Source organism: Streptomyces sp. NPDC029152, from assembly GCF_055564355.1.
Window position 1 is genome coordinate 395,968 of the sequence record NZ_JBVHWR010000005.1, and the last position, 19,223, is coordinate 415,190.

Annotated in this window: 18 protein-coding genes; 3 read left to right on the top strand and 15 right to left on the bottom strand. The window is 72.1% G+C overall.

Annotated features, from left to right (window positions below; all coding sequences use genetic code 11):
* Positions 1–4: 4 nt before the first annotated feature.
* From ACZ4V6_RS14060 to ACZ4V6_RS14085, 6 genes are all read right to left on the bottom strand, one after another.
* Positions 5–1,342, bottom strand: coding sequence for a CpaF family protein (locus ACZ4V6_RS14060; RefSeq protein WP_467826405.1), 1,338 nt, complete (start codon positions 1,340–1,342; stop codon positions 5–7).
* 62 nt (positions 1,343–1,404) lie between these two features.
* Positions 1,405–1,782 carry a TadE/TadG family type IV pilus assembly protein gene (locus ACZ4V6_RS14065; protein WP_467826407.1) on the bottom strand — a complete coding sequence of 126 codons (378 nt, stop codon included), beginning with the start codon at positions 1,780–1,782 and terminating at the stop codon, positions 1,405–1,407.
* A gap of 1 nt (position 1,783) precedes the next feature.
* Complete coding sequence (locus tag ACZ4V6_RS14070; RefSeq protein ID WP_467826410.1) at positions 1,784–2,200, bottom strand: TadE/TadG family type IV pilus assembly protein; 417 nt, start codon at positions 2,198–2,200, stop codon at positions 1,784–1,786.
* The gene (locus ACZ4V6_RS14075) at positions 2,197–3,450 is read right to left on the bottom strand and encodes an AAA family ATPase (RefSeq protein WP_467826413.1); all 1,254 of its coding nucleotides are present in this window, start codon (positions 3,448–3,450) and stop codon (positions 2,197–2,199) included. The genes ACZ4V6_RS14070 and ACZ4V6_RS14075 overlap by 4 nt, the downstream gene beginning before the upstream one ends.
* A 9-nt stretch (positions 3,451–3,459) precedes the next feature.
* Positions 3,460–4,167: a Flp pilus assembly protein CpaB gene (gene cpaB, locus ACZ4V6_RS14080; protein WP_467826416.1), complete on the bottom strand. Its 708-nt coding sequence runs from the start codon at positions 4,165–4,167 to the stop codon at positions 3,460–3,462.
* Positions 4,168–4,238: 71 nt separating this feature from the next.
* Positions 4,239–5,159, bottom strand: a complete 921-nt coding sequence (locus ACZ4V6_RS14085) for a hypothetical protein (RefSeq protein ID WP_467826418.1) — start codon at positions 5,157–5,159, stop codon at positions 4,239–4,241.
* A gap of 410 nt (positions 5,160–5,569) precedes the next feature.
* On the opposite strand from ACZ4V6_RS14085, the gene ACZ4V6_RS14090 reads away from it, so the two are divergent.
* On the top strand, positions 5,570–7,282 hold the full coding sequence (locus ACZ4V6_RS14090) for a chitinase (RefSeq protein WP_467826421.1): 1,713 nt from the start codon (positions 5,570–5,572) through the stop codon (positions 7,280–7,282).
* A 243-nt stretch (positions 7,283–7,525) separates the two neighbouring features.
* Here ACZ4V6_RS14090 and ACZ4V6_RS14095 read toward each other — a convergent pair whose 3' ends face one another.
* The 8 genes from ACZ4V6_RS14095 to ACZ4V6_RS14130 form a co-directional block, all read right to left on the bottom strand.
* On the bottom strand, positions 7,526–8,446 hold the full coding sequence (locus tag ACZ4V6_RS14095) for a hypothetical protein (RefSeq protein WP_467826424.1): 921 nt from the start codon (positions 8,444–8,446) through the stop codon (positions 7,526–7,528).
* Positions 8,447–8,531: 85 nt separating this feature from the next.
* Positions 8,532–8,936, bottom strand: coding sequence for a peptidase inhibitor family I36 protein (locus ACZ4V6_RS14100; RefSeq protein ID WP_467826426.1), 405 nt, complete (start codon positions 8,934–8,936; stop codon positions 8,532–8,534).
* Positions 8,937–9,091: 155 nt separating this feature from the next.
* Complete coding sequence (locus ACZ4V6_RS14105) at positions 9,092–10,423, bottom strand: Nramp family divalent metal transporter (protein WP_467826428.1); 1,332 nt, start codon at positions 10,421–10,423, stop codon at positions 9,092–9,094.
* A 67-nt stretch (positions 10,424–10,490) separates the two neighbouring features.
* A complete protein-coding gene (locus tag ACZ4V6_RS14110; RefSeq protein ID WP_467826431.1) occupies positions 10,491–11,147 on the bottom strand; it encodes a hypothetical protein in 657 nt (218 codons plus the stop codon).
* Positions 11,148–11,250: 103 nt separating this feature from the next.
* On the bottom strand, positions 11,251–12,729 hold the full coding sequence (locus ACZ4V6_RS14115) for a GntP family permease (protein ID WP_467826433.1): 1,479 nt from the start codon (positions 12,727–12,729) through the stop codon (positions 11,251–11,253).
* A gap of 117 nt (positions 12,730–12,846) precedes the next feature.
* On the bottom strand, positions 12,847–13,266 hold the full coding sequence (locus tag ACZ4V6_RS14120) for a RidA family protein (protein WP_467826436.1): 420 nt from the start codon (positions 13,264–13,266) through the stop codon (positions 12,847–12,849).
* Positions 13,263–14,048 (bottom strand): IclR family transcriptional regulator, encoded by a 786-nt coding sequence (locus ACZ4V6_RS14125; protein ID WP_467826439.1) that lies wholly within the window; start codon positions 14,046–14,048, stop codon positions 13,263–13,265. The genes ACZ4V6_RS14120 and ACZ4V6_RS14125 overlap by 4 nt, the downstream gene beginning before the upstream one ends.
* Positions 14,045–15,082: a sugar kinase gene (locus ACZ4V6_RS14130; protein WP_467826442.1), complete on the bottom strand. Its 1,038-nt coding sequence runs from the start codon at positions 15,080–15,082 to the stop codon at positions 14,045–14,047. The genes ACZ4V6_RS14125 and ACZ4V6_RS14130 overlap by 4 nt, the downstream gene beginning before the upstream one ends.
* A gap of 146 nt (positions 15,083–15,228) precedes the next feature.
* Between ACZ4V6_RS14130 and ACZ4V6_RS14135 the strand changes: the two genes are divergently transcribed.
* A complete protein-coding gene (locus ACZ4V6_RS14135; protein ID WP_467826444.1) occupies positions 15,229–16,518 on the top strand; it encodes an amino acid deaminase in 1,290 nt (429 codons plus the stop codon).
* 11 nt (positions 16,519–16,529) lie between these two features.
* Entirely contained in the window at positions 16,530–18,140 is a 1,611-nt protein-coding gene (locus tag ACZ4V6_RS14140; protein ID WP_467826447.1) for an N-acyl-D-amino-acid deacylase family protein, read from the top strand.
* Here the strand turns inward: ACZ4V6_RS14140 and ACZ4V6_RS14145 are convergent, their stop codons facing one another.
* On the bottom strand, positions 18,141–19,034 hold the full coding sequence (locus ACZ4V6_RS14145) for a S1 family peptidase (protein ID WP_467826449.1): 894 nt from the start codon (positions 19,032–19,034) through the stop codon (positions 18,141–18,143). It lies immediately after the preceding gene.
* Between the last annotated feature and the right edge of the window lie 189 nt (positions 19,035–19,223).

A 19,223-nucleotide genomic window follows, 5' to 3' on the forward strand; every position in this document is an offset into this window, starting at 1 on the left:
GGTCCTACCTGGCTTCTCGGGTGGCGAGCTGGTCTGCGGTGTCGGCCACGCCGAAGGCCTGCGGGACGGGCTGGCTCGCCATGTAGAGGCGCTCGGCGGCGCGGCGCGGGAGGGGGTGGTACTCGAAGGCGCCGTAGATCCGGCCGTCGGCGGCCATCGGCTGGGCGTTGAAGCGGGCGACCGTGGCCAGGCGGTAGGGCTCGCCGCCGTGGCTGGCCAGCAGGGCGATCTCGGTGATGCGGCGGGCGCCGTCGGCGAAGCGGGTGAGCTGGACGATGACGTCGACGGAGCTGTTGATCTGGTCGTGCAGGGCGACGAAGGGGATCTCGACGTCCGACATGGAGGCGAGGGTCTGGAGCCGCATCAGGGCGTCCTCGGCGCTGTTGGCGTGGACGGTGGCGAGTGAGCCGTCGTGGCCGGTGGACATGGCCTGGAGCATGTCCAGGGACTCGCCGCCGCGGACCTCGCCGACGACGATGCGGTCCGGGCGCATGCGCAGCGAGTTGCGGACGAGGTCGCGGATGGTGACGCGGCCCTTGCCCTCGACGTTGGGCGGGCGGGACTCCAGGCGGATCACGTGGGCCTGCTGGAGCTGGAGTTCGGCGGAGTCCTCGATGGTGATGATGCGTTCGGTCTCGGGGATCAGGCCGGAGAGGGCGTTGAGGAGGGTCGTCTTCCCGGTGCCCGTGGCGCCCGAGACGATGATGTTGAAGCGGGCCTGCACCAGTCCGGCCAGCAGGTACAGCATGTGCTCGTCGAGCGAGCCGAGGCCGATCAGCTCCTGGAGGGTGAAGGAGCGCGGGAAGCGGCGGATGGTGAGCGTGGCGCCGGTCAGGGACAGCGGCGGGATGATGACGTTGACGCGCTCGCCGGAGGGCAGGCGGGCGTCGACCATCGGGTTCGACTCGTCCACGCGGCGGTTGACGGTGGAGACGATGCGCTCGATGGTCTGCATCAGCTGGTCGTTCGAGGCGAAGCGGAGCGGGAGCTGTTCGACGCGTCCGCCGCGCTCGACGAAGATCGCGTCGGGTCCGTTGACCATGATCTCCGTGATGGAGGCGTCCTCCAGCAGGGGTTCGAGGATGCCGAGGCCGAGGGCCTCGTCCACGACCCGGCGGATCAGCTGGGAGCGCTCGACCGTCGACAGGACGGGGCCCTCGCGGCTGATGATGTGCCCGAGGACGCGCTCCAGCCGGGCCCTGCGCTCGGCCGTGGCGAGCGAGCTCATCTCCGCGAGGTCGATCTCCTCCAGGAGCTTGGCCCGGTAGGAGGCGACGAGGTGTCCGTCCTCGCCCCGGCCGCCGTGCTCCTCGGGTGCGTGGATGCGTGCGCGCAGGCTCATGCGTCCGGTGCTCCTTGCTCCTCGTTCACGCGGTCACTGCTCACGTGGTCACCGGTCATGGGTCACTCGTCCGCTCGGTGGTCGAGCGGCATGGTCGCCGTCCTGGTCGCGTCCCCGAAGTCCCAGCCCGGGACGATGGAGGGGATGTCGACGGAGGCGGTGACCGTGACCTCGTCCCCGCCGTACGAGGACGGGCAGTCGGTGCCGTCGGCCAGCCAGTCGCTGACCGCCGTGGCGCAGGCCTCCTGGGCGCTCCCCTGGAGCGAGGCCCCCCGGGCGCCGGCGCGGGCCGCGGTGCCGGCCTGCTGCGCGGTGTAGGCGATGAGGCCCAGCTGTACGGCGGCCATGGCGACGATGACCAGGACCGGGAGGAAGCCGAGGTACTCGATGGCGACCTGGCCGCGGTCGCGGGCACGTCCGTTCCGGTGGGAGCACGGCATCTCAGTCGTCCTCCTCCTCGACGGCGCCCGCATGCCCGTGCACGGTGAACGGGAAGCCGACCGTGCCCGGGAAGAGAAGGGGGACCTCGAGCCGCACGTCGGCCGTGACGTACCCGTTCGCGGTGGAGCAGTCCACACCGGCGCCCCCCTCCCAGGCCCCCGGCAGCTTGTCCCGGCCGGCGTCCCGGCAGGCCCCCTGCCGCGCCCCCGGGCCCGCCGCCGTCGCCGCCCGTACCGCCTCGTCCGCGGCGTTGCCCGCGAGCGTGTACGTGTATCCCACGAGCACGAGCTGCCACAGCACCACCAGCGTGACGACGATCGTCGGCGTCATGCCGAGGAACTCGACGGTGACCTGGCCACGGTCGTCGTACCGGTCCCCGTTCCTCGCCCGCCGGCGGGGTAAGCCGTAGGTCCTCATCCCCCACCGTCCTTCCGGCGCCGGAAGCCCGCCGAGCCGCGGTCGCTGCGGAACCGGCCGCCCTTGCGGTCGCTCCCGGCCGCCTTGGCCAGCCCCAGTTCGCCCGCGAGGGCCCACAGGGCCTGCTTCACGGCGCTCCTGCCGTCGAGTTCGTGGATGCGGCCGGAGTCGACGGCGCCCTGGAGTTCCTTGAAGCCCGCGGGGACGGTGGTGGCGGCGACCGCCGTGCCGGTGATCCTGCGGACCAGCGGGGGCTGGATCTCCGTGGCGCGCGTGTGCCGGTTGACGACGACGGTCGTCTCCTCCGCCTTGCGGATCTGCAGCCGGTCCCACATGCGCACCGCCCGTTTGGCGCCCCGGACGGCCACCACGTCCGGGGTGGTGACCAGCAGCGCCTTGTCGGCCATCTCCACGGCCGCCGCACCGGCCCCGCCGAGCTGGGCGCCGCAGTCGATGACGACGACCTCGTAGCGGGAGCGCAGGGCGCTGACGATCTGGCGTGCGGCGCGGTCGGTGACCTCCTCGCCGCGTTCGCCCTCGCCGGGGGCGAGCAGCAGGGCGAGGCCGGTGTCGTGGCGGAAGACGGCGTCGGCGAGGACCCGCGGGGAGATGTCGTTGATGACGGCCAGGTCGGCCACGGACCGGCGGAACTGGACGTCGAGGTAGGACGCGACGTCGCCGGTCTGGAGGTCCATGTCGACCAGGGCGGTGGCGCGGCCCGACGCCTGCGCGGCGAGCGCCAGCTGGACGGCGGTCAGGGTCGCCCCGACCCCGCCCTTGGCGCCGCTGACCGTGACGACGGTGCCGCCGGCGCCGGTGAACACGTCTTTGCCGCTGCCGAGGTGCCGGCGCACGCCCACCGACCACTGGGCCACCGCCTGGACGCGGCTGGCGAGTTCCTCGTAGCCGAGCGGCAGGGCGACCAGGCCGCGGGCGCCGTGGTCCATGGCGGCCTGGAAGAGGCCGGGGCTCGCGTCGGAGGTGACGAGGATGACGCCGACGGCCGGGAAGCGCAGGGCGACCTCGCGGATCAGCTCCAGCGCCGGGACCGGGCCGATCCGCTCGTGCACCACGACGACCTCGGGCAGCTCGTCGACCGACTCGGCGGCCAGCCGGGCCAGGGTGTCGACGAGCTGGGTGGAGTCGGTCACCGGGGCGACCGGTTCGGCGTCGGGGAGCTGGCTGAGCAGGGTCGTGATGGACCGTACGGCGTCCGCGTCGCCGACTGCCGGGAGGATCCTCGTGGGCATGCGGGCCTCTCACTTGTCCTTCGCGAGTTCGTACGTACGGTCCTTGTCCGGGACCGTGGTGTCGCTGCCCGGTGCCACGAGCGCGAGCCGGACCCGCTGGGCGAACGACTCGGCGTAGGTGATGCGCTGGGCGTCGAGGGTGGACAGGGCGAAGGTGATGGGGACCGCTTCGGTGGCCCGGCGCTCACCGCTCTTCTCGCCGGGCTGGAGCGAGGTGAGTTCGCCGACGTCGATGACCTTGGCGTTCGTCACGATGATCTTGGACTGGTCGGGGGTGGTGTCGCGCTCCCCCTCGAAGGTGGCGTACACGTTCACGGTGGCGCCCGGCGTGATCTTGCCGGCGACGCCGGTCGCCGCGTCGATCATGATGGCGACCTCCTGCTGTCCGGGCTGCAGGGCGGGCTGGTCGACGATCATGTCGCTCTGCAGCAGCGAGCCCCCCTTCAGCGTCGTCACGGCGATCTTGCCGCGGATCCGGGAGAGGTCGGTGACCGCGTTCTCCGACAGCCAGCGCTCGGGCATCTCGATCTTCTCGAACTGGTCCGCCCTGAGGGACGTGTAGGGCGCCACGTCGTTCTTCACCTGGTACGCGGTGACCTCGGGGCCGACCTTGGACTTCACGTCGTCGACGACGGACAGCACGCCGGCGAAGGCGCCGAGGGCGCAGAGGACCGACAGGATCAGCAGGATGATGCCGCGGCGCTGACGGGAGTTCATGAACCGTGCAACCTCGTTGGGGGAATCGGTCGAGCCGGGTCGGATGGCGGGACGGTCTGCACGGGACGGACCTACCCCGTCGAGGCGCGTCTGCCTCGGGTGAGTTCGCGGCGGGCCCGATGCCCCGTCCCCGGACCGCCGCCCGTGCCGGGTGCGGGGCCGGGGAGACCGTCGTGAACGGGCGGTGTCGCGGAACAGAACACGCAGCGGTCGCCGATGACCTCGATGCCGCACCAGTGGCAGGCGCTCCGCCGTACGGAGGTGACGAGCTGGTAGAGGACCGACAGGTCGGGCAGGTAGGCGCAGAACTCGGTCACCTTGCCGGTCCCCCACCACTCCGGGGACTCCGCCGGCAGCGGCGCCTCACGCACCCCCTGCACCTTCCAGGACGGGGCGAGGGTGCCGGTGACCCAGTCGGAGGCGAGCTGCCCCTTGGCCACGACCAGCGAGGTCCCGAAGTCGGGTCCGGTGAGGGCCGCGCCGGGGGTGATCCGCACCAACTGCGGCTCGGGGTGCGCCACGACGCCGAACTGGCTGCCCGGCACCCACGACTTGGCGTGCGACTTGAGGCCCACGGGCACGTGGTCGAGCCGGGCGACGGAGCCGAGCAGCGCGCCGGCGTGAACGTAGTGGGTGAGCAGCCGGCCCGCGGAGGCGAGGACGCCGGGCCCGAGGTCGCAGGAGGCCAGCTGCCGTAACTGGCGGGCCAGGACCGCGAGTCCGAGCGGCGGCAGGGCCGGCCGGAACAGGGCGATCCGGTCGCTCTCCAGCAGGGACCGGACGGTGTGGAGCCGCCGCTCCACACCGGAGGACGGGCCCTGCGGGCACACCACGATCACGTGCCCGTGCTGCTCGACGAGCGCCTGCATCTCGCCCAGCACCTGCTCCAGCGGACGCTGGTCGACGTCCTGGAGCACGACCGCGGGCAGCGTCCGTTCGTCCTGCGGCGGCAACGCCAGCCCGGCGCCGGTCACGGCAATCGCAGTTGGCACGCGCGGCTCCCCGTCTCCCTGCCCCTGGGCCGGCCGCCATCACCACGGCCCACCCGGACGACTTCACTGCGTGACTACGTGAGCACTGTATCCACGCGTGTGTGACCGGAGAACAGCGTTTCTGTACCTCAAGAGGAACTTTACGGGGCGCAAGAGCCGACATACCGGCACATACCATGCATTCCGCTTCCCTCACCCGCCCTCCCGCCCGAGCAGGCCGGCGACGTGGCACCGGAGCCCGGCCGGCAGTTCCCTCGGGCCGGTCCGGGGCGGGCCATCACGCCGAGGGGGAGGGTCAGTTGGTCTGTACCTAACTCTTGACACCCTCAATTGGTCTGGACCACCTTGTACGTCAGCGGTGGCCACCGTGTACTCCCCCTTCCTCTCCCCACTCCCCACCGGAGGCCCCAGTGGAGCCCGTACACAGACCGCGCGGACGACGACGGACGCGGGCGCGTTCCGTGGCCGGTGTCGTGGCCGCCGCCCTGGCGCTCGGCGTCACGGCCGTCGGCCAGGCGTCCGCGGCGGACGTCAACAACGTGAGCAACGCCGGTTTCGAGTCCGGCCTGAGCAACTGGAGCTGCTCCGCGAACAGCGGCACGACCGTCGCCTCCCCGGCGCACACCGGCAGCGCCGCGCTCAGGGCGACGCCCGGCGGGCAGGACAACGCCCGGTGCTCCCAGACGGTCAAGGTGAAGCCCGGCTCGACGTACACGCTGAGCGCGTGGGTCCAGGGCGGGTACTCCTACCTGGGCGTGACCGGCACCGGGACGACCGACGTGTCGACCTGGACCCCGGACGCGGCCTCCTGGAAGCAGCTCTCCACCAGCTTCACCACGGGGTCCTCCACGACCTCCGTGACCGTCTACACCCACGGCTGGTACGGGCAGTCCGCCTACCACGTGGACGACGTGTCCGTGTACGGTCCGGACGGCGGCGGCAACACCCCCGGACCCGAGCCGACGGTCCCGGCCGCCCCGGCGGGGCTGAGCGTCTCCGGCACGACCTCCTCCTCCGCCTCGCTGGCCTGGAACGCGGTCTCCGGCGCCACCGGTTACACCATCTACCGCGACGGCACGAAGGTGACGGCCGTGACCGGCACCACCGCGACCGTGACCGGCCTCGCGGCCTCGACGTCGTACTCCTTCCAGGTCACGGCGACCAACGCGGCCGGCGAGTCCCCCAGGTCCGCGGCCGTGACCGCGCGGACGACCGAGGCGGGCGGCAGCGGGAGCGGCCTGCCCAAGCACGCCGTCACCGGCTACTGGCAGAACTTCAACAACGGCGCCGCCGTCCAGAAGATCTCGGACGTCTCCCCGCAGTACGACATCATCGCCGTCTCCTTCGCGGACGCCACGACGACGCCGGGCGCGGTGACCTTCAACCTCGACACGGCCGGGCTGAACGGCTACACCGTCGACCAGTTCAAGGCGGACATCCGCGCCAAGCAGGCCGCCGGCAAGAAGGTCATCATCTCCATCGGCGGCGAGAAGGGCACCATCACGGTCAACGACTCCGCCTCCGCGACCAACTTCGCCAACTCCGTCCACTCCCTGATGCAGACGTACGGCTTCGACGGCGTCGACATCGACCTGGAGAACGGCCTCAACGCGACCTACATGACGCAGGCCCTGCGCGCCCTGTCGGCCAAGGCCGGCCCGGGCATGATCCTCACCATGGCTCCGCAGACCATCGACATGCAGTCGACGTCCGCCGCGTACTTCAGGACGGCGCTGAACGTGAAGGACATCCTCACCGTCGTCAACATGCAGTACTACAACAGCGGTTCCATGCTGGGCTGCGACGGCAAGGTGTACTCGCAGGGCACGGTCGACTTCCTCACCGCCCTGGCCTGCATCCAGCTCGAGGGCGGCCTCGACCCGTCCCAGGTGGGGCTCGGCCTGCCGGCCTCCACCCGCGCCGCCGGCGGCGGCTACGTGGCGCCGAGCGTCGTGAACAACGCCCTCGACTGCCTGACCAAGGGCGTGAACTGCGGCACCTTCAAGCCGTCGAAGACGTACCCGTCCCTGCGGGGCGCGATGACCTGGTCCACGAACTGGGACGCGACGGCGGGCAACGCCTGGTCGAACGCGGTGGGAGCGCACGTGCACGCGCTGCCGTAGCCGGCCTGCCCAAGACGCCGCCGCGCCCGTCCTCGGCGGGGTCGCCCGCCTCCGCGGCGCGGCGGCGCCCGTCGCAGGCGGTGGCGGGGCGGGAGGCGGGCGCACTCGGGGTGGTCGTCGTGGACGATCGCCCCGAGTGCGGCGCGGCGGTGACGCGGGCTCGGGCAGGCGTCGTCCGCCTCCGCGGGCCGGAGGGCCACAAAGGCGGGTCCGGTCGTACCGTTCGGCGCGGGCGCCCGGCCGTCAGCCGGAGGAATTGACGGCGTCCGCCGCCTCGAGCTCGTACCGCTTGTCCTGAAGCACCGGAGCCAGGTCCTTCCGGTTCTCGGCGATCAGTGACTTCTGGTACTCGACCTCGACGGCGAACCAGGTGCCGACCAGGTTGACGCGCCCCTTGCAGGCCACATCGGCGACCGCCGTCCTGATCTCGAGCGGATGGGACTCCCGCCCCTGGAAGCGGCTGTCGTTCATCACCGTCAGCGGGTCCGGATAGGAGAACCCCTTGTCCTTCATGCACCGCGACCAGGACTCGAACACCGCGAGCACCCGCGGATCCTCCTTGGTGACGGAGAAGCTCTTCCCGTTGAGGTCCTGCGCCACATCGCTCGATCCGAGGGTGCCGTCCTTGGACAGTTCCCGTCCGGCCTCGCCGGCACATCCCCCGGCCGGCACCTCGACGCCGTTGACCTTGCGGCCACCGGAAGCGCCGGGTTTCCCGGTCAGCACGGTCAGCATCTTCCCCTCGGGGACCTCGAACTCCTCCGTCCGCCGGGTCCGGGGGTCGCGGTCGCCCAGGTGGTAACCGTCCGCGCGCGCCAGCTCCGCGTCGGTGAGTCCGTACCGCCGGTCCATCACGCTGCGGGGGCCGACGGGCGGGCTCGCGGAGACGGGCTCGTAGGTGAGACCGAAGCGGCGCGCGCAGCGCTCGATCAGCGTCTGCTGGGCCTGTCGGACTCTGCCCGCCTCGGCGTCGGAGAAGAGGTACTCCTCGATGGGCAGCCGGAGACCGGCCGAAGCCAGCAGGGCCGGGGCCCGCGGCGCGGCGGTCCGCCCGCCCTCCGGCTCCGGGTGCTGCGAGGAACAGCCGACGGCGGCGAGGAGCACCGCTCCGACTCCCAGCGGCCGGCAGCGCAGAAGCTTGTCACTCAGCAGACCGAAACCCATTGCTCCCGACCCGAATCACCTACGTGCCGCCGGCCCGGCTCCTTCGCGGGAGCAGGGCCGGCGGCATTTCCACTGACGTACCGGATCAAGAAGTCACCCAGAGGAACGAGGCGTTCTCGTTGTACGTGTTGTTCAGGTTCCTGGCGCTGGACGGGCCGACGTTGTCGTAGGCGCCGCCGTAATTCGAGTTGTAGAAGATACGAGCGCTCCTGCCACTGCTCGTCGGGAACCCGTTGGTCGCGGAGGCGGCGTTGTTCTTCACGGCCTGCCCGTATCCCGCCCCGTCACCCGTGAAGGTGTAACCGGCGAAGTCCGGGGTGTTCGTGACGAACACCCGGAACGAACCCTGCTGGTTCGAGTTGTAGTACAGGCAGAGATAGAGCGTGCTGCAGCGGGTCTCCGCCTGCGCCGTAGGAGCGACAAGGCCGACAGCCGCGCCGGCGGTCACCAGGACGGCGGATGCGGCCGCGATCCTCTTCCTCAGACCCATAATGGCCCCCCCTTTTTTTCCATTTCGGACACACGGTCTACAGCCGAAAGGATGCCCCTCAAGATCCTTCACCGCAAGAGAATATGGGGCGATGGCCGGATCACGCGGGTAAATAAACTCCCTTACCGGCATGATCACCGCAAAGGTGCGGTTTCCTACTGGAAGAACTCCGACCACGGCTGGTCCCAGACCTGCTTCACGCACAGCACCAGGAACAGCAGGCCCGCGATGCCGAGCATGCCGTTGCTCAGCCATCCGTTGCGCCACTCGCGCGGCGTGCGGGAGGAGTTGAGGAGCCACACCAGGGTCAGGGCGAGGAACGGCATGAACGCCGCGCCCAGCACGCCGTAGACGATGACCAGCCGGAAGGGCTGGCCCTGGAAGAGCAGGACGATCGGCGGGAAGGTCAGCCAGAGGAGGTAGAGGCGGAACGGCCAGGAACGCTCGCGTTCGCCGGAGGCGACCTTCTCGCCCGTGGCCGCCGTCCCGGCCCGCAGCCGGGCGACGAAGTCGGCGAACATCAGGCTCACCCCGTGCCAGACGCCGATCAGCGAGGTGAAGGAGGTGGCGAAGAAGCCGATCAGGAAGAGCTTGCCGGTGGCGGTGCCGTACCGGTCCTCCAGGATGTCGCCGAGCTGGACCAGGCCCTTGTCGCCGCTCGCGATGGCGATGTTCGCCGAGTGCAGCAGCTCGGCGCCGACGAAGAGCATCGCGATGACGAAGACGCCGGTGGTGGCGTAGGCGACCCGGTTGTCGAGGCGCATGACCTTCATCCAGCCGGTGTCCGTCCAGCCCTTGGCGTTGACCCAGTAGCCGTACGCGGCCAGCGTGATCGTGCCGCCGACGCCGCCGATCAGGCCGAGGGTGTTGAGGACGGAGTCCTTCTCGTCGGGGAGGACCGGGAGGAGGCCGGCGAAGGCGTCGCCCAGGTCGGGCGCGACCCGGACCGCCAGGTAGACCGTCACCACGAACATGACGCCCACCAGGACCGTCATGACCTTCTCGAAGACGGCGTACTTGTTGAACCAGACGAAGACCAGGCCGACCAGACCGCAGGCCACGCCCCACCGTTCGAGGTCCATCACGTCCGGGAACAGGGCCTGCAGGGGCAGGGCGCTGGACGACATCGCCGCCGCGCCGTAGACGAAGCCCCAGATCACGGCGTAGACCGCGAAGAACCACGTCGTCCAGCGGCCGAGGCTCGCCCAGCCGTCGAACAGCGTGCGGCCGGTGGCCAGGTGCCACCGGCCGCACGCCTCGGCGAGGGAGATCTTCACCAGGCAGCCGATGATCGCGGCCCACAGCAGTGTGTAGCCGAAGTTGCCGCCCGCGATGAGGGTGGCCACGAGGTCGCCGGCGCCGACACCGGTCGCGGCGACGACGATGCCGGGGCCGATGTGGCGCCAACCGGACCTGCGGGGGGCCGGGCCGGCCCCGGCCCCGTGGGGTACGCCGGTGTCCCTGGTGTTGCCCGTGGTGTCCGCCATGCGGCTCAAGAAAGCGGAAAGCCGCCGGCCGGGCAAGAGGGCGTGCGGGGATCTTCACGCCATGTGCCTACTCGGTGGCGGCCGCGGCCCCGCGCTCCGTTCCGTCCGCGCCGTCCTCCGCGCCGGCCCCCGGCTCCGTGCCCTGCTCCGCCCCGGGCTTCTCGTCCGGCGCGGCCTCGGCCTCCGCCTCGCCGTCCTCGAAGTACGCGTCCAGGACCTCGTCCAGGGCCGCGTCCCACTCCTTGAAGCGGCTCCGGGACGGCGCTTCGACCTCGATCGGGTACCAACGGCGGTCGGGGGTGTGGACGGTGACGGTGTACCGCTTGCCGAAGCGGGCCGTCTCGGTCTCGACGGCGCCGATCTCGTCCCAGCGGAACTCGCACGCCTGGTCGTCGAGGGCGAGTCGCACGCCCTTGTGGTCGGCGACGATGCGGGCGCGGCGGTCGGCGGCCTCGAAGACCGGCCCGTCCACCGCCTCCTCGTCCGGCTCCACCGCCTCCTCGTCCGGCTCCGCCGCCCCCTCGGCGCCGGAGGCCGCGGGGGCGTCCTTCGTCTCGGGCTTCCCGGGCTTCTCGGGGGCGGCATCCTCCGCGGCGGTCTCTCCCGTCACCCCCGTCCCCTCCGGTTCGCCGGACGGCGCGGGCGCGGTGAGCCCGGGGATGAAGGCCGGGTCGAACCCGGCGCCTTTCAGGGGCTGGCTGCTCGGCTCTATGCGCTGCTCCACAGCGGGCAGTATGGTCGACGATCCTGTGCCGGGCACAGTCGGCCCCGGCATCGTTATCGGACGCGTACAACGCACCACGTGCCGACGCGCCCCCGGGGCCGTCCTAGACGAACAGGCTCAGCACCGCCGCCATCACGAAGCCGCCCAGCGACAGCACGCTCTCCAGCACGGTCCACGTCCTCAGGGTGTCCCGTTCGCTGATGCCGAAGTACTTGGCGACCATCCAGAAGCCGCCGTCGTTGACGTGCGAGGCGAAGATCGAGCCGGCCGAGATGGCCATGATGACCAGGGCGGTGAACGCCTGGGAGTGGTCCCCCGCGGCGAGCAGCGGCGCCACGATGCCCGCCGTCGTCACGATGGCGACCGTCGCCGAGCCCTGGGCGACCCGCAGCACCAGGGAGATCAGGTAGGACAGCACGATCACCGGCAGGCCCACGTCGTGGAAGGTGTCGGAGAGGGCCTGGGCGACGCCGCTGGCCTTGAGGACGGCGCCGAAGACGCCGCCCGCGCCGACCACCAGCAGGATGTTGCCGACCGGCTTGAGCGAGGCCGTCGAGACGGTCTCCAGGGACTTGCGGGACCAGCCGCGCCGGATGCCGAGCAGGTAGTAGGCGAGGAACAGGGCGAGGGTCAGGGCCACGAAGGGGTTGCCGAAGAACTCGATCACCGAACGGGTGGTGGAGGGGTCCAGGGCGATGGAGGAGAAGGTCGCGGCGAGGATGAGGACCAGCGGGGTGCCGATGATGCCGAGGACCGTGCCGAGCGGCACCGGCGTCTCGCGCGGCGCGACACCGGCCTTGCGCTGCTCGTCGATGACGGCCCGCTTGGCCTCCTCGGCGGCCTCGACCATGTCCTGCGGCACGGGGACGAAGATGCGGCGGCCCACCCAGGCGGAGTACGCCCAGGCGGCGAGCACGGCGGGGACGCCGCAGACGACGCCCATGAGGATCACCCAGCCGAGGTCCACGTGCAGCAGTCCGGCGGCGGCCACGGGGCCGGGGTGCGGCGGCAGGAAGGCGTGGGTCATCGACAGGCCGGCGAGCAGGGGCAGGCAGTAGAGCAGGACCGACTTGCCCGAGCGCTTGGCGGCGGCGTAGACGATCGGCGCGAGGACGAAGATGCCGACGTCGAAGAAGACGGGGATGCCGAAGATCAGGCCGGTCAGGCCCATGGCGAGCGGGGCGCGCTTCTCGCCGAACAGGCCGAGCAGCCGGGAGGCCAGCACCTCCGCCCCTCCGCTGACCTCGAGGATCGCGCCGAGCATGGTGCCCAGGCCGATGATGATGGCGACGTGGCCGAGGATGCCGCCCATGCCGGACTCGATGGTGGAGACGGCGTCGGACTTCTGGACGGTGCCGAAGAGTTCGGTGACCGACAGGCCGGCGAGCAGGCCGACGGCTATGGAGACGGCGAGCAGCGCGACGAAGGGCTGCAGCCGCACCTTGATGATCAGGAAGAGCAGGAGCGCGATGCCGATCGCGGCGACGGTCAGCAGGCCCGCCGTTCCGTCGATCAGCGTGAGCAGACCGCCGGTGTGCGGTGGGGTCTCGGAGGCGGCGAGCCGGAGGGACGGGAGGGACATGCGGGGGGGTCCTCTGGGTGAACGCATGAAGCTTTCGGGCAGGGCGGGGCACGGCACGGCGCCCCGGGGAGGGGGCGCCGTGCCGTGTGACAGGCAGACGGGAGGTCGGAGGGGGCGTCAGCCCAGTACGGCCAGCGCGTCGATCTCGATGAGGAGTCCGGCGGGCAGGCCGACGTAGACGGTCGTGCGCGCGGCGGGCGGCTGGGTGAGGCCCTGCTCCTCGAAGTAGGCGTTGTAGATCTCGTTCATCTCGGCGAAGTGGTCGACGTCGGTGAGGTAGACGCGGATCATCATCACGTCGTCCCAGCTCGCGCCGCCCTCCTCCAGGATCGCCTTGACGTTGGCGAGGGTCTGGAGGGTCTGCTCGCGCAGGGTCGGGCCGGCCGGGGTGGGGGCCTTGCCCTCCTCGTGGGGGAGGAAGCCGACCTGGCCGGCGACCTGGAGGATGTTGCCCTTCCTGACGCCGTGCGAGAACTTCGCCGGCGGGACGGTGTGGGTGGCGGGGGTGAGGGCGGTCTTCTCGGTCTTGTCGCTCATGCCGTGTCCTTCTCGGGGTGGTGCTGGGGGGTGTGCACGGGGGTCCTGCCGGAGTACTCGCCGCTGACGGCGTCGGCCGTGCGGCGCACCAGCGGGAGCAGGGTGAGGAGTTCGTCGGCGGTGACGACGACGTTCGGCGCGGAGACCGACATCGCGGCGACCACCCGGCCGTCGGCGCCCCGGATGGGCGCGGCGACGCAGTTGATGGACTCCTCGTGGCCGCCGAGGTCGGTGGCCCAGCCCTGTTCGCGCACCGTGGCCAGCTCCTTGAGGAAGGCGTCGGCGTTCGGTGTCGAACGGGCCGTGTAGAGGGGGTAGTCGAGCTTCTCCGCGACGGCGCGGCGCTCGTGCTCGGGGAGGTCGGCCAGCAGCAGCTTCGCCACCGCCGCGACGGTGATGGCGACGGGCTTGCCGATCCGGGAGTACATGCGGACCGGGTAGCGGCTCTCGACCTTGTCGATGTACAGGACCTCGTCGTCCTCGTGGACGGCGAGGTGGACGGTGTGCCCGACCTGCTCGTTGAGGCGTACGAGGTGGGGGTGGGCGATCTCGCGGACGTCCAGGTTCTCCATCGCCTCCTGGGCGAGGGCGATGAGCCGGGCGCCGAGGCGGTAGCGCTGGTCGGACTGGCGGTAGACGAAGCCGTGCTCGTGCAGGGTGCGCAGCAGGCGCAGGGCCGTGGACTTGTGGACGCCGAGCCGTTCGGCGACCCGGCCCAGGTCGGCGGGGCCCTCGGCGAGCAGCGGCAGGATGCTGAGCGCGCGGTCGACGGTCTGGCTCATGGTGTGCGTACCTCCTCGTCGGCCCCTTCGTCGGCCTGTGTCCAGCCGGGGCCGAGTCGCAGTCTCCCCCACGCGTCGTCGTCGAGGGCGGCCAGGCGGTCGGCGTGCGCGCGTGCCGGGGGCGCGGCGAGGTCGCCGGGGACGGTGAGGGCGGCGGCGGCCGTCAGGTGGCCGTGGCGCAGGCGGTCGCGCACGGGCAGCCCGCGCAGGGTGGCGGAGAGGAACCCGGCGGCGAAGGCGTCGCCCGCGCCGACGGCGGCGACGACGTCGACGTGCGGCGCGGGGACGGAGGTGACGTGCTCCCCGTGGAAGGCGGTGGCGCCGCTCGCGCCCTGCTTGACGACGAGCAGTTCCGGCTCGGGCAGCGCGGCGCGCACGGCCTCGGGGCCGCCCGGTCCCCAGGCCTCGTCCTCGCCGACGAAGACGAGGTCGGCGCCGCGCGCCAGTTCCAGCAGCACCGCCGGGCCGTCGCCGTCGCGCCACAGCCCGGGGCGGTGGTTGACGTCGAAGGAGACCAGGGGGCGGCCGGGGCGGCGGGCGGTCAGTTCGCGCATCAGGCCCAGGCAGTCGGCGGAGAGCGCGGCGGTGATGCCGGACAGGTGGAGGACGCGTCCGGAGCGGACCGCGTCGAGGTCCAGGGTGGCGGCCGACATCGCGGAGGCCGCCGAGCCGGCCCGGTAGTACGCCACCTCGTGCGCGTCGGTGGCCCGGTCCCCGGCGGTGCGGAAGTAGACGCCGGTCGGCCGGTCCGGGTCGCGGCGGACGGCGGAGACGTCGACGCCGTAGGAGCCGATCGCCTCGACGAGGTGGTCGCCGAAGCCGTCGGCGCCGACCGCGCTGATCCAGCGGACGGTGTGCCCGGCGGCGGCCAGCACGCAGGCCGCGTTGGACTCGGCGCCGCCGATGGCGCGGTCGAAGGAGGGGACGTCGGCGAGGCGTCCGGGGCGGGAGGGCAGGAAGGTGACCATGGACTCGCCGAGCGCGACGACGTCCACGACGTCGGGGGCGGTGCTGGTGGGGCCGTCGGCGGTCACGATGGTGGGGCTCCTCGACCTTCGCGGGCGGACTGTCACGGGCGGAGGCTCCGTTGACCCCGCGTTGGCCGAGATGTTAGACAGCAGTGAGCGATATACGCAACGGGCGTTGCAAAGAATGCAACGCTCCACCTCAGGGAGGCTCCATGGCCCTCGCCACCGGCACCGAAGCCCTCGCCCGTCTGGCCGAGGAGCACGTCGACCACCGCTTCAAGGGCCTCCCGCCGGACGCCGCGGGCCTGACCGTCGCCGAGCTGGCCGCCCAGCGCCGCGACCTCTTCACCGGCGGCTTCACCACCCCCGTGCTGGCCCTCTCGGCCGAGCGCCTGGAGCACAACCTGAAGCTCATGGAGACGTACGCCGCCCGGCACGGCCTCGCCTTCGCCCCGCACGGCAAGACCTCCATGGCCCCCCAGCTCTTCCACCGGCAGATCGAGCACGGCGCCTGGGGCATCACGCTGGCGGTGCCGCACCAGGTATGGGTGGCCCGCGCCTTCGGCATCAAGCGGATCTTCCTGGCCAACGAGCTGGTCGACGCCTCCGCGCTGCGCCGGATCGCCGCCGAGCTGGACGCCGACCCGGACTTCCGCTTCGTCTGCTACGCCGACTCCGTCCGCGGCGTGGAACTGATGGACGCGGCGCTGGCCGGCGCGGGGGCCTCGCGCCCGGTGGACGTCGTGGTCGAGCTGGCCGCCGGCGAGGGCGCCCGGACCGGGGTGCGCACGGAGGCGGGGTGCGCGGCGGTCGCCGACGCGGTGGCCGCCGCACCGACGCTGCGGCTGGCCGGTGTCGCCGGCTACGAGGGCGAGGTGCCGGACGCCGACCCGGAAAGGGTGCGCGCCTGGCTGCGGCGGCTGGTCGCCCTGGCCGTGGACCTCGACGAGGCCGGGCGGTTCGCCGGACTGGACGAGATCGTGCTCAGCGCGGGCGGCAGCGCCTGGTTCGACGCGGTGGCCGACGTGTTCGCCGAGGTCCCGGACCTCTCCCTGCCGGTGCTGAAGCTGCTGCGCTCGGGCGCCTACGTCTCGCACGACGACGGGCACTACCGCGAGCTGACCCCCTTCAACCGCGTCCCCGCCGAGGGCGCCCTGGAGCCCGCCTTCCGGCTGTGGTCCCAGGTCGTCTCGCGCCCCTCCCCGGAGCAGGCCTTCACCAACGCCGGCAAGCGGGACGCGGCCCACGACCTCCACCTGCCCTTCGCCCAGGTGGTCCGCCCCGCGGACGGCGGCCCCGAGCGCCCCGCGGACGGCGTCACGGTGACGGGCCTGTCCGACCAGCACGCCTGGCTGGCCACGGCCCCGGAGGCGGAGCTGGAGGTCGGCGACTGGGTCGGCATGGGCCTGTCCCACCCGTGCACGTCCTTCGACAAGTGGCAGCTGATCCCGGTCGTCCGGGCGGACGGGACGGTCGTCGACTACATCCGTACGTTCTTCTAGAGGAGGCCCTGGTGGAAGAGCTGGTCATCCGGGACGCCGAGGTCGTCGACGGCACCGGTGAGCCCTCGTACCGCGCCGACGTGGTCGTCGACGGCGGCCGCGTCGTGTCGGTCGTCAAGGAGGCGGCGGCCGCCGGCTGCCAGCGCCCCCGGGCCCGCCGCGAGCTGGACGCCGAGGGCCTCGCCCTGGCCCCCGGCTTCATCGACATGCACGCCCACAGCGACCTGGCCCTGCTGCGCGACCCCGACCACAGCGCGAAGGCGGCCCAGGGCGTCACCCTGGAGGTCCTCGGGCAGGACGGGCTGTCGTACGCGCCGGTCGACGACCGCACCCTGGGCGAGGTGCGCCGCGCCATCGCCGGGTGGAACGGCCCCGGCGACGACGTCGACTTCGACTGGCGGTCGGTCGGCGAGTACCTGGACCGGCTCGACCGGGGCATCGCGGTCAACGCCGCGTACCTGGTCCCGCAGGGCACGGTCCGCGCCCTCGCGGTCGGCTGGGAGGACCGCGAGGCGACGCCGGCCGAGCTGGAGCGGATGCGCCGGCTGGTCGCCGAGGGCATGGAGCAGGGCGCGATCGGCATGTCGTCCGGGCTGACCTACACGCCGGGCATGTACGCGAAGGACGCCGAGCTGACGGAGCTGTGCCGGGTGGTGGCGTCGTACGGCGGCTACTACTGCCCGCACCACCGCTCGTACGGGGCGGGGGCGCTCCGGGCCTACGAGGAGATGGTCGAGCTGACCCGCGAGGCCGGCTGTCCCCTCCACCTCGCCCACGCCACCATGAACTTCGGCGTGAACAAGGGCCGGGCGCCCGAGCTGCTGACGCTGCTGGACGACGCGCTGGCCGCCGGTGCCGACATCACCCTCGACACCTACCCGTACACCCCCGGCTGCACGACCCTCGTGGCGCTGCTGCCGAGCTGGGCGAGCGAGGGCGGGCCGGAGCAGGTCCTGAAGCGGCTGGCGGACGACGGGACCGCCGAGCGGATCCGGCACCACATGGAGGTGACCGGCTCCGACGGCTGCCACGGCGTGCCCGTGGAGTGGGAGACCATCGAGATCTCCGGCGCGACCGACCCGGCGCTGGCGGAGTACGTGGGCCGTACGGTCCTGGAGTCGGCGCGGGCCCGCGGCGAGACCCCGTGGACGGTCGCCCGGCGCCTGCTGGTGACGGACCGGCTGGCCCCGACGATCCTCCAGCACGTCGGCCACGAGGAGAACGTCCGCGCGATCATGCGCCACCGCGTCCACACCGGCGGCTCGGACGGCATCCTCCAGGGCAGCAAGCCGCACCCGCGCGCCTACGGCACCTTCCCGCACTACCTCGGCCACTACGTCCGGGAGCTGGGCGTGCTGTCGCTGGAGGAGTGCGTGGCGCATCTCACCGGGCGGCCGGCGGCCCGGCTGCGGCTGCCGGACCGGGGCAGGATCCGCGAGGGGTACCGGGCCGACCTGGTCCTCTTCGACCCGGCGACGGTCGCGGCCGGCAGCACGTACGAGGAACCGCGGCGGCTGCCGACGGGCATCCCGTACGTGCTGGTCGACGGGCGGTTCGTGATCGAGGACGGGCGCCGGACGGACGTCCTGGCCGGGCGGTCGGTCCGCCGGAGCCCGCGCTGACTACGGCTTGGGCAGGACGCAGCCGCTGCGGCCGAGGTCGAGCTTGTTGTCGGCGCCGAAGCAGGCGGGGATCCGGTAGGTCTGCTGGGCGTAGTTGATGCCCTTGCGGACCGTCACCGTGCCGTTCTCGGAGACCTCGCAGGGGTTGTTCTCGGTGCAGCGCCCGCCGTCCTCGTTGCCGGTGTTGTTGACGGCCACGACCTTGCCCGTGGCGTTGTCGACGACGGGCGAGCCGGAGGTGCCGCCGATGGTCTGGCAGGCGGAGGTGTAGCGGACCGAGTCCTTCCAGGTCCACTCCCCCTCCTTCAGGCGGTAGGCGAACCCGTCGATGTTGCAGGCGTAGGTCCGCTTCCAGTAGCCGGAGACGACGGTGATCGCGGTGCCGGCCGCGGGACGGGTGTCGCCGAGCGTGAGCGGGCTGATCCCGTAGCTGCTGCGGATCTGGGCGTACGTGCTGGTGAGCTGGTACAGCGAGACGTCGGTGTCGGTCATCGTCGCGTAGGCGATCTTGCCGGCGCGCAGGGTGCCGACGCGGGTGCCGGAGGCGTTGAGCAGCCCGAAGGACCGGCTGGAGGGCTGGTTCACGACGACCTCGCCGGCCGCCGGGAAGCCGGTCTCCAGGCAGTGGCCGTTGGACATCACCAGGGCCGGGTCGTCGTCCTCGGAGGCGGGCAGGCGGACGACGGAGCCCGAACAGTTGCTGAGCGAGACGGTGCCGGCGAAGGTCACGGCGCGGACGGCGGGTGCCGCGGGTGTCGCGGGAGCCGTGCGCGACACGGGAGCCGTGCGTGACACGGGAGCCGTGTCGGCCGCGGGTGACGCGGCGGCCGCCGGTGCCACGCCCACCCCGGCGACGGCCAGGGTGGCGAGCGCGGCAAGGAGAGGCTTGTTCATGTGGGGTCCCCTCTATGGAGGTGCCGGCCGGAGGTCTTCCGGACGGCACCTGATTGTCATGAGCATTGTCATGACGGAGGGGGGTGGGAACAAGGAGCGGTAACCGGCCGCCAGTTGGCCGGATCCGTCCCGCCGGGTGCGGTCGGGTGCGGCGCCGGCCGTCCCGGCCGACACGTCCCGCGTGGTGGA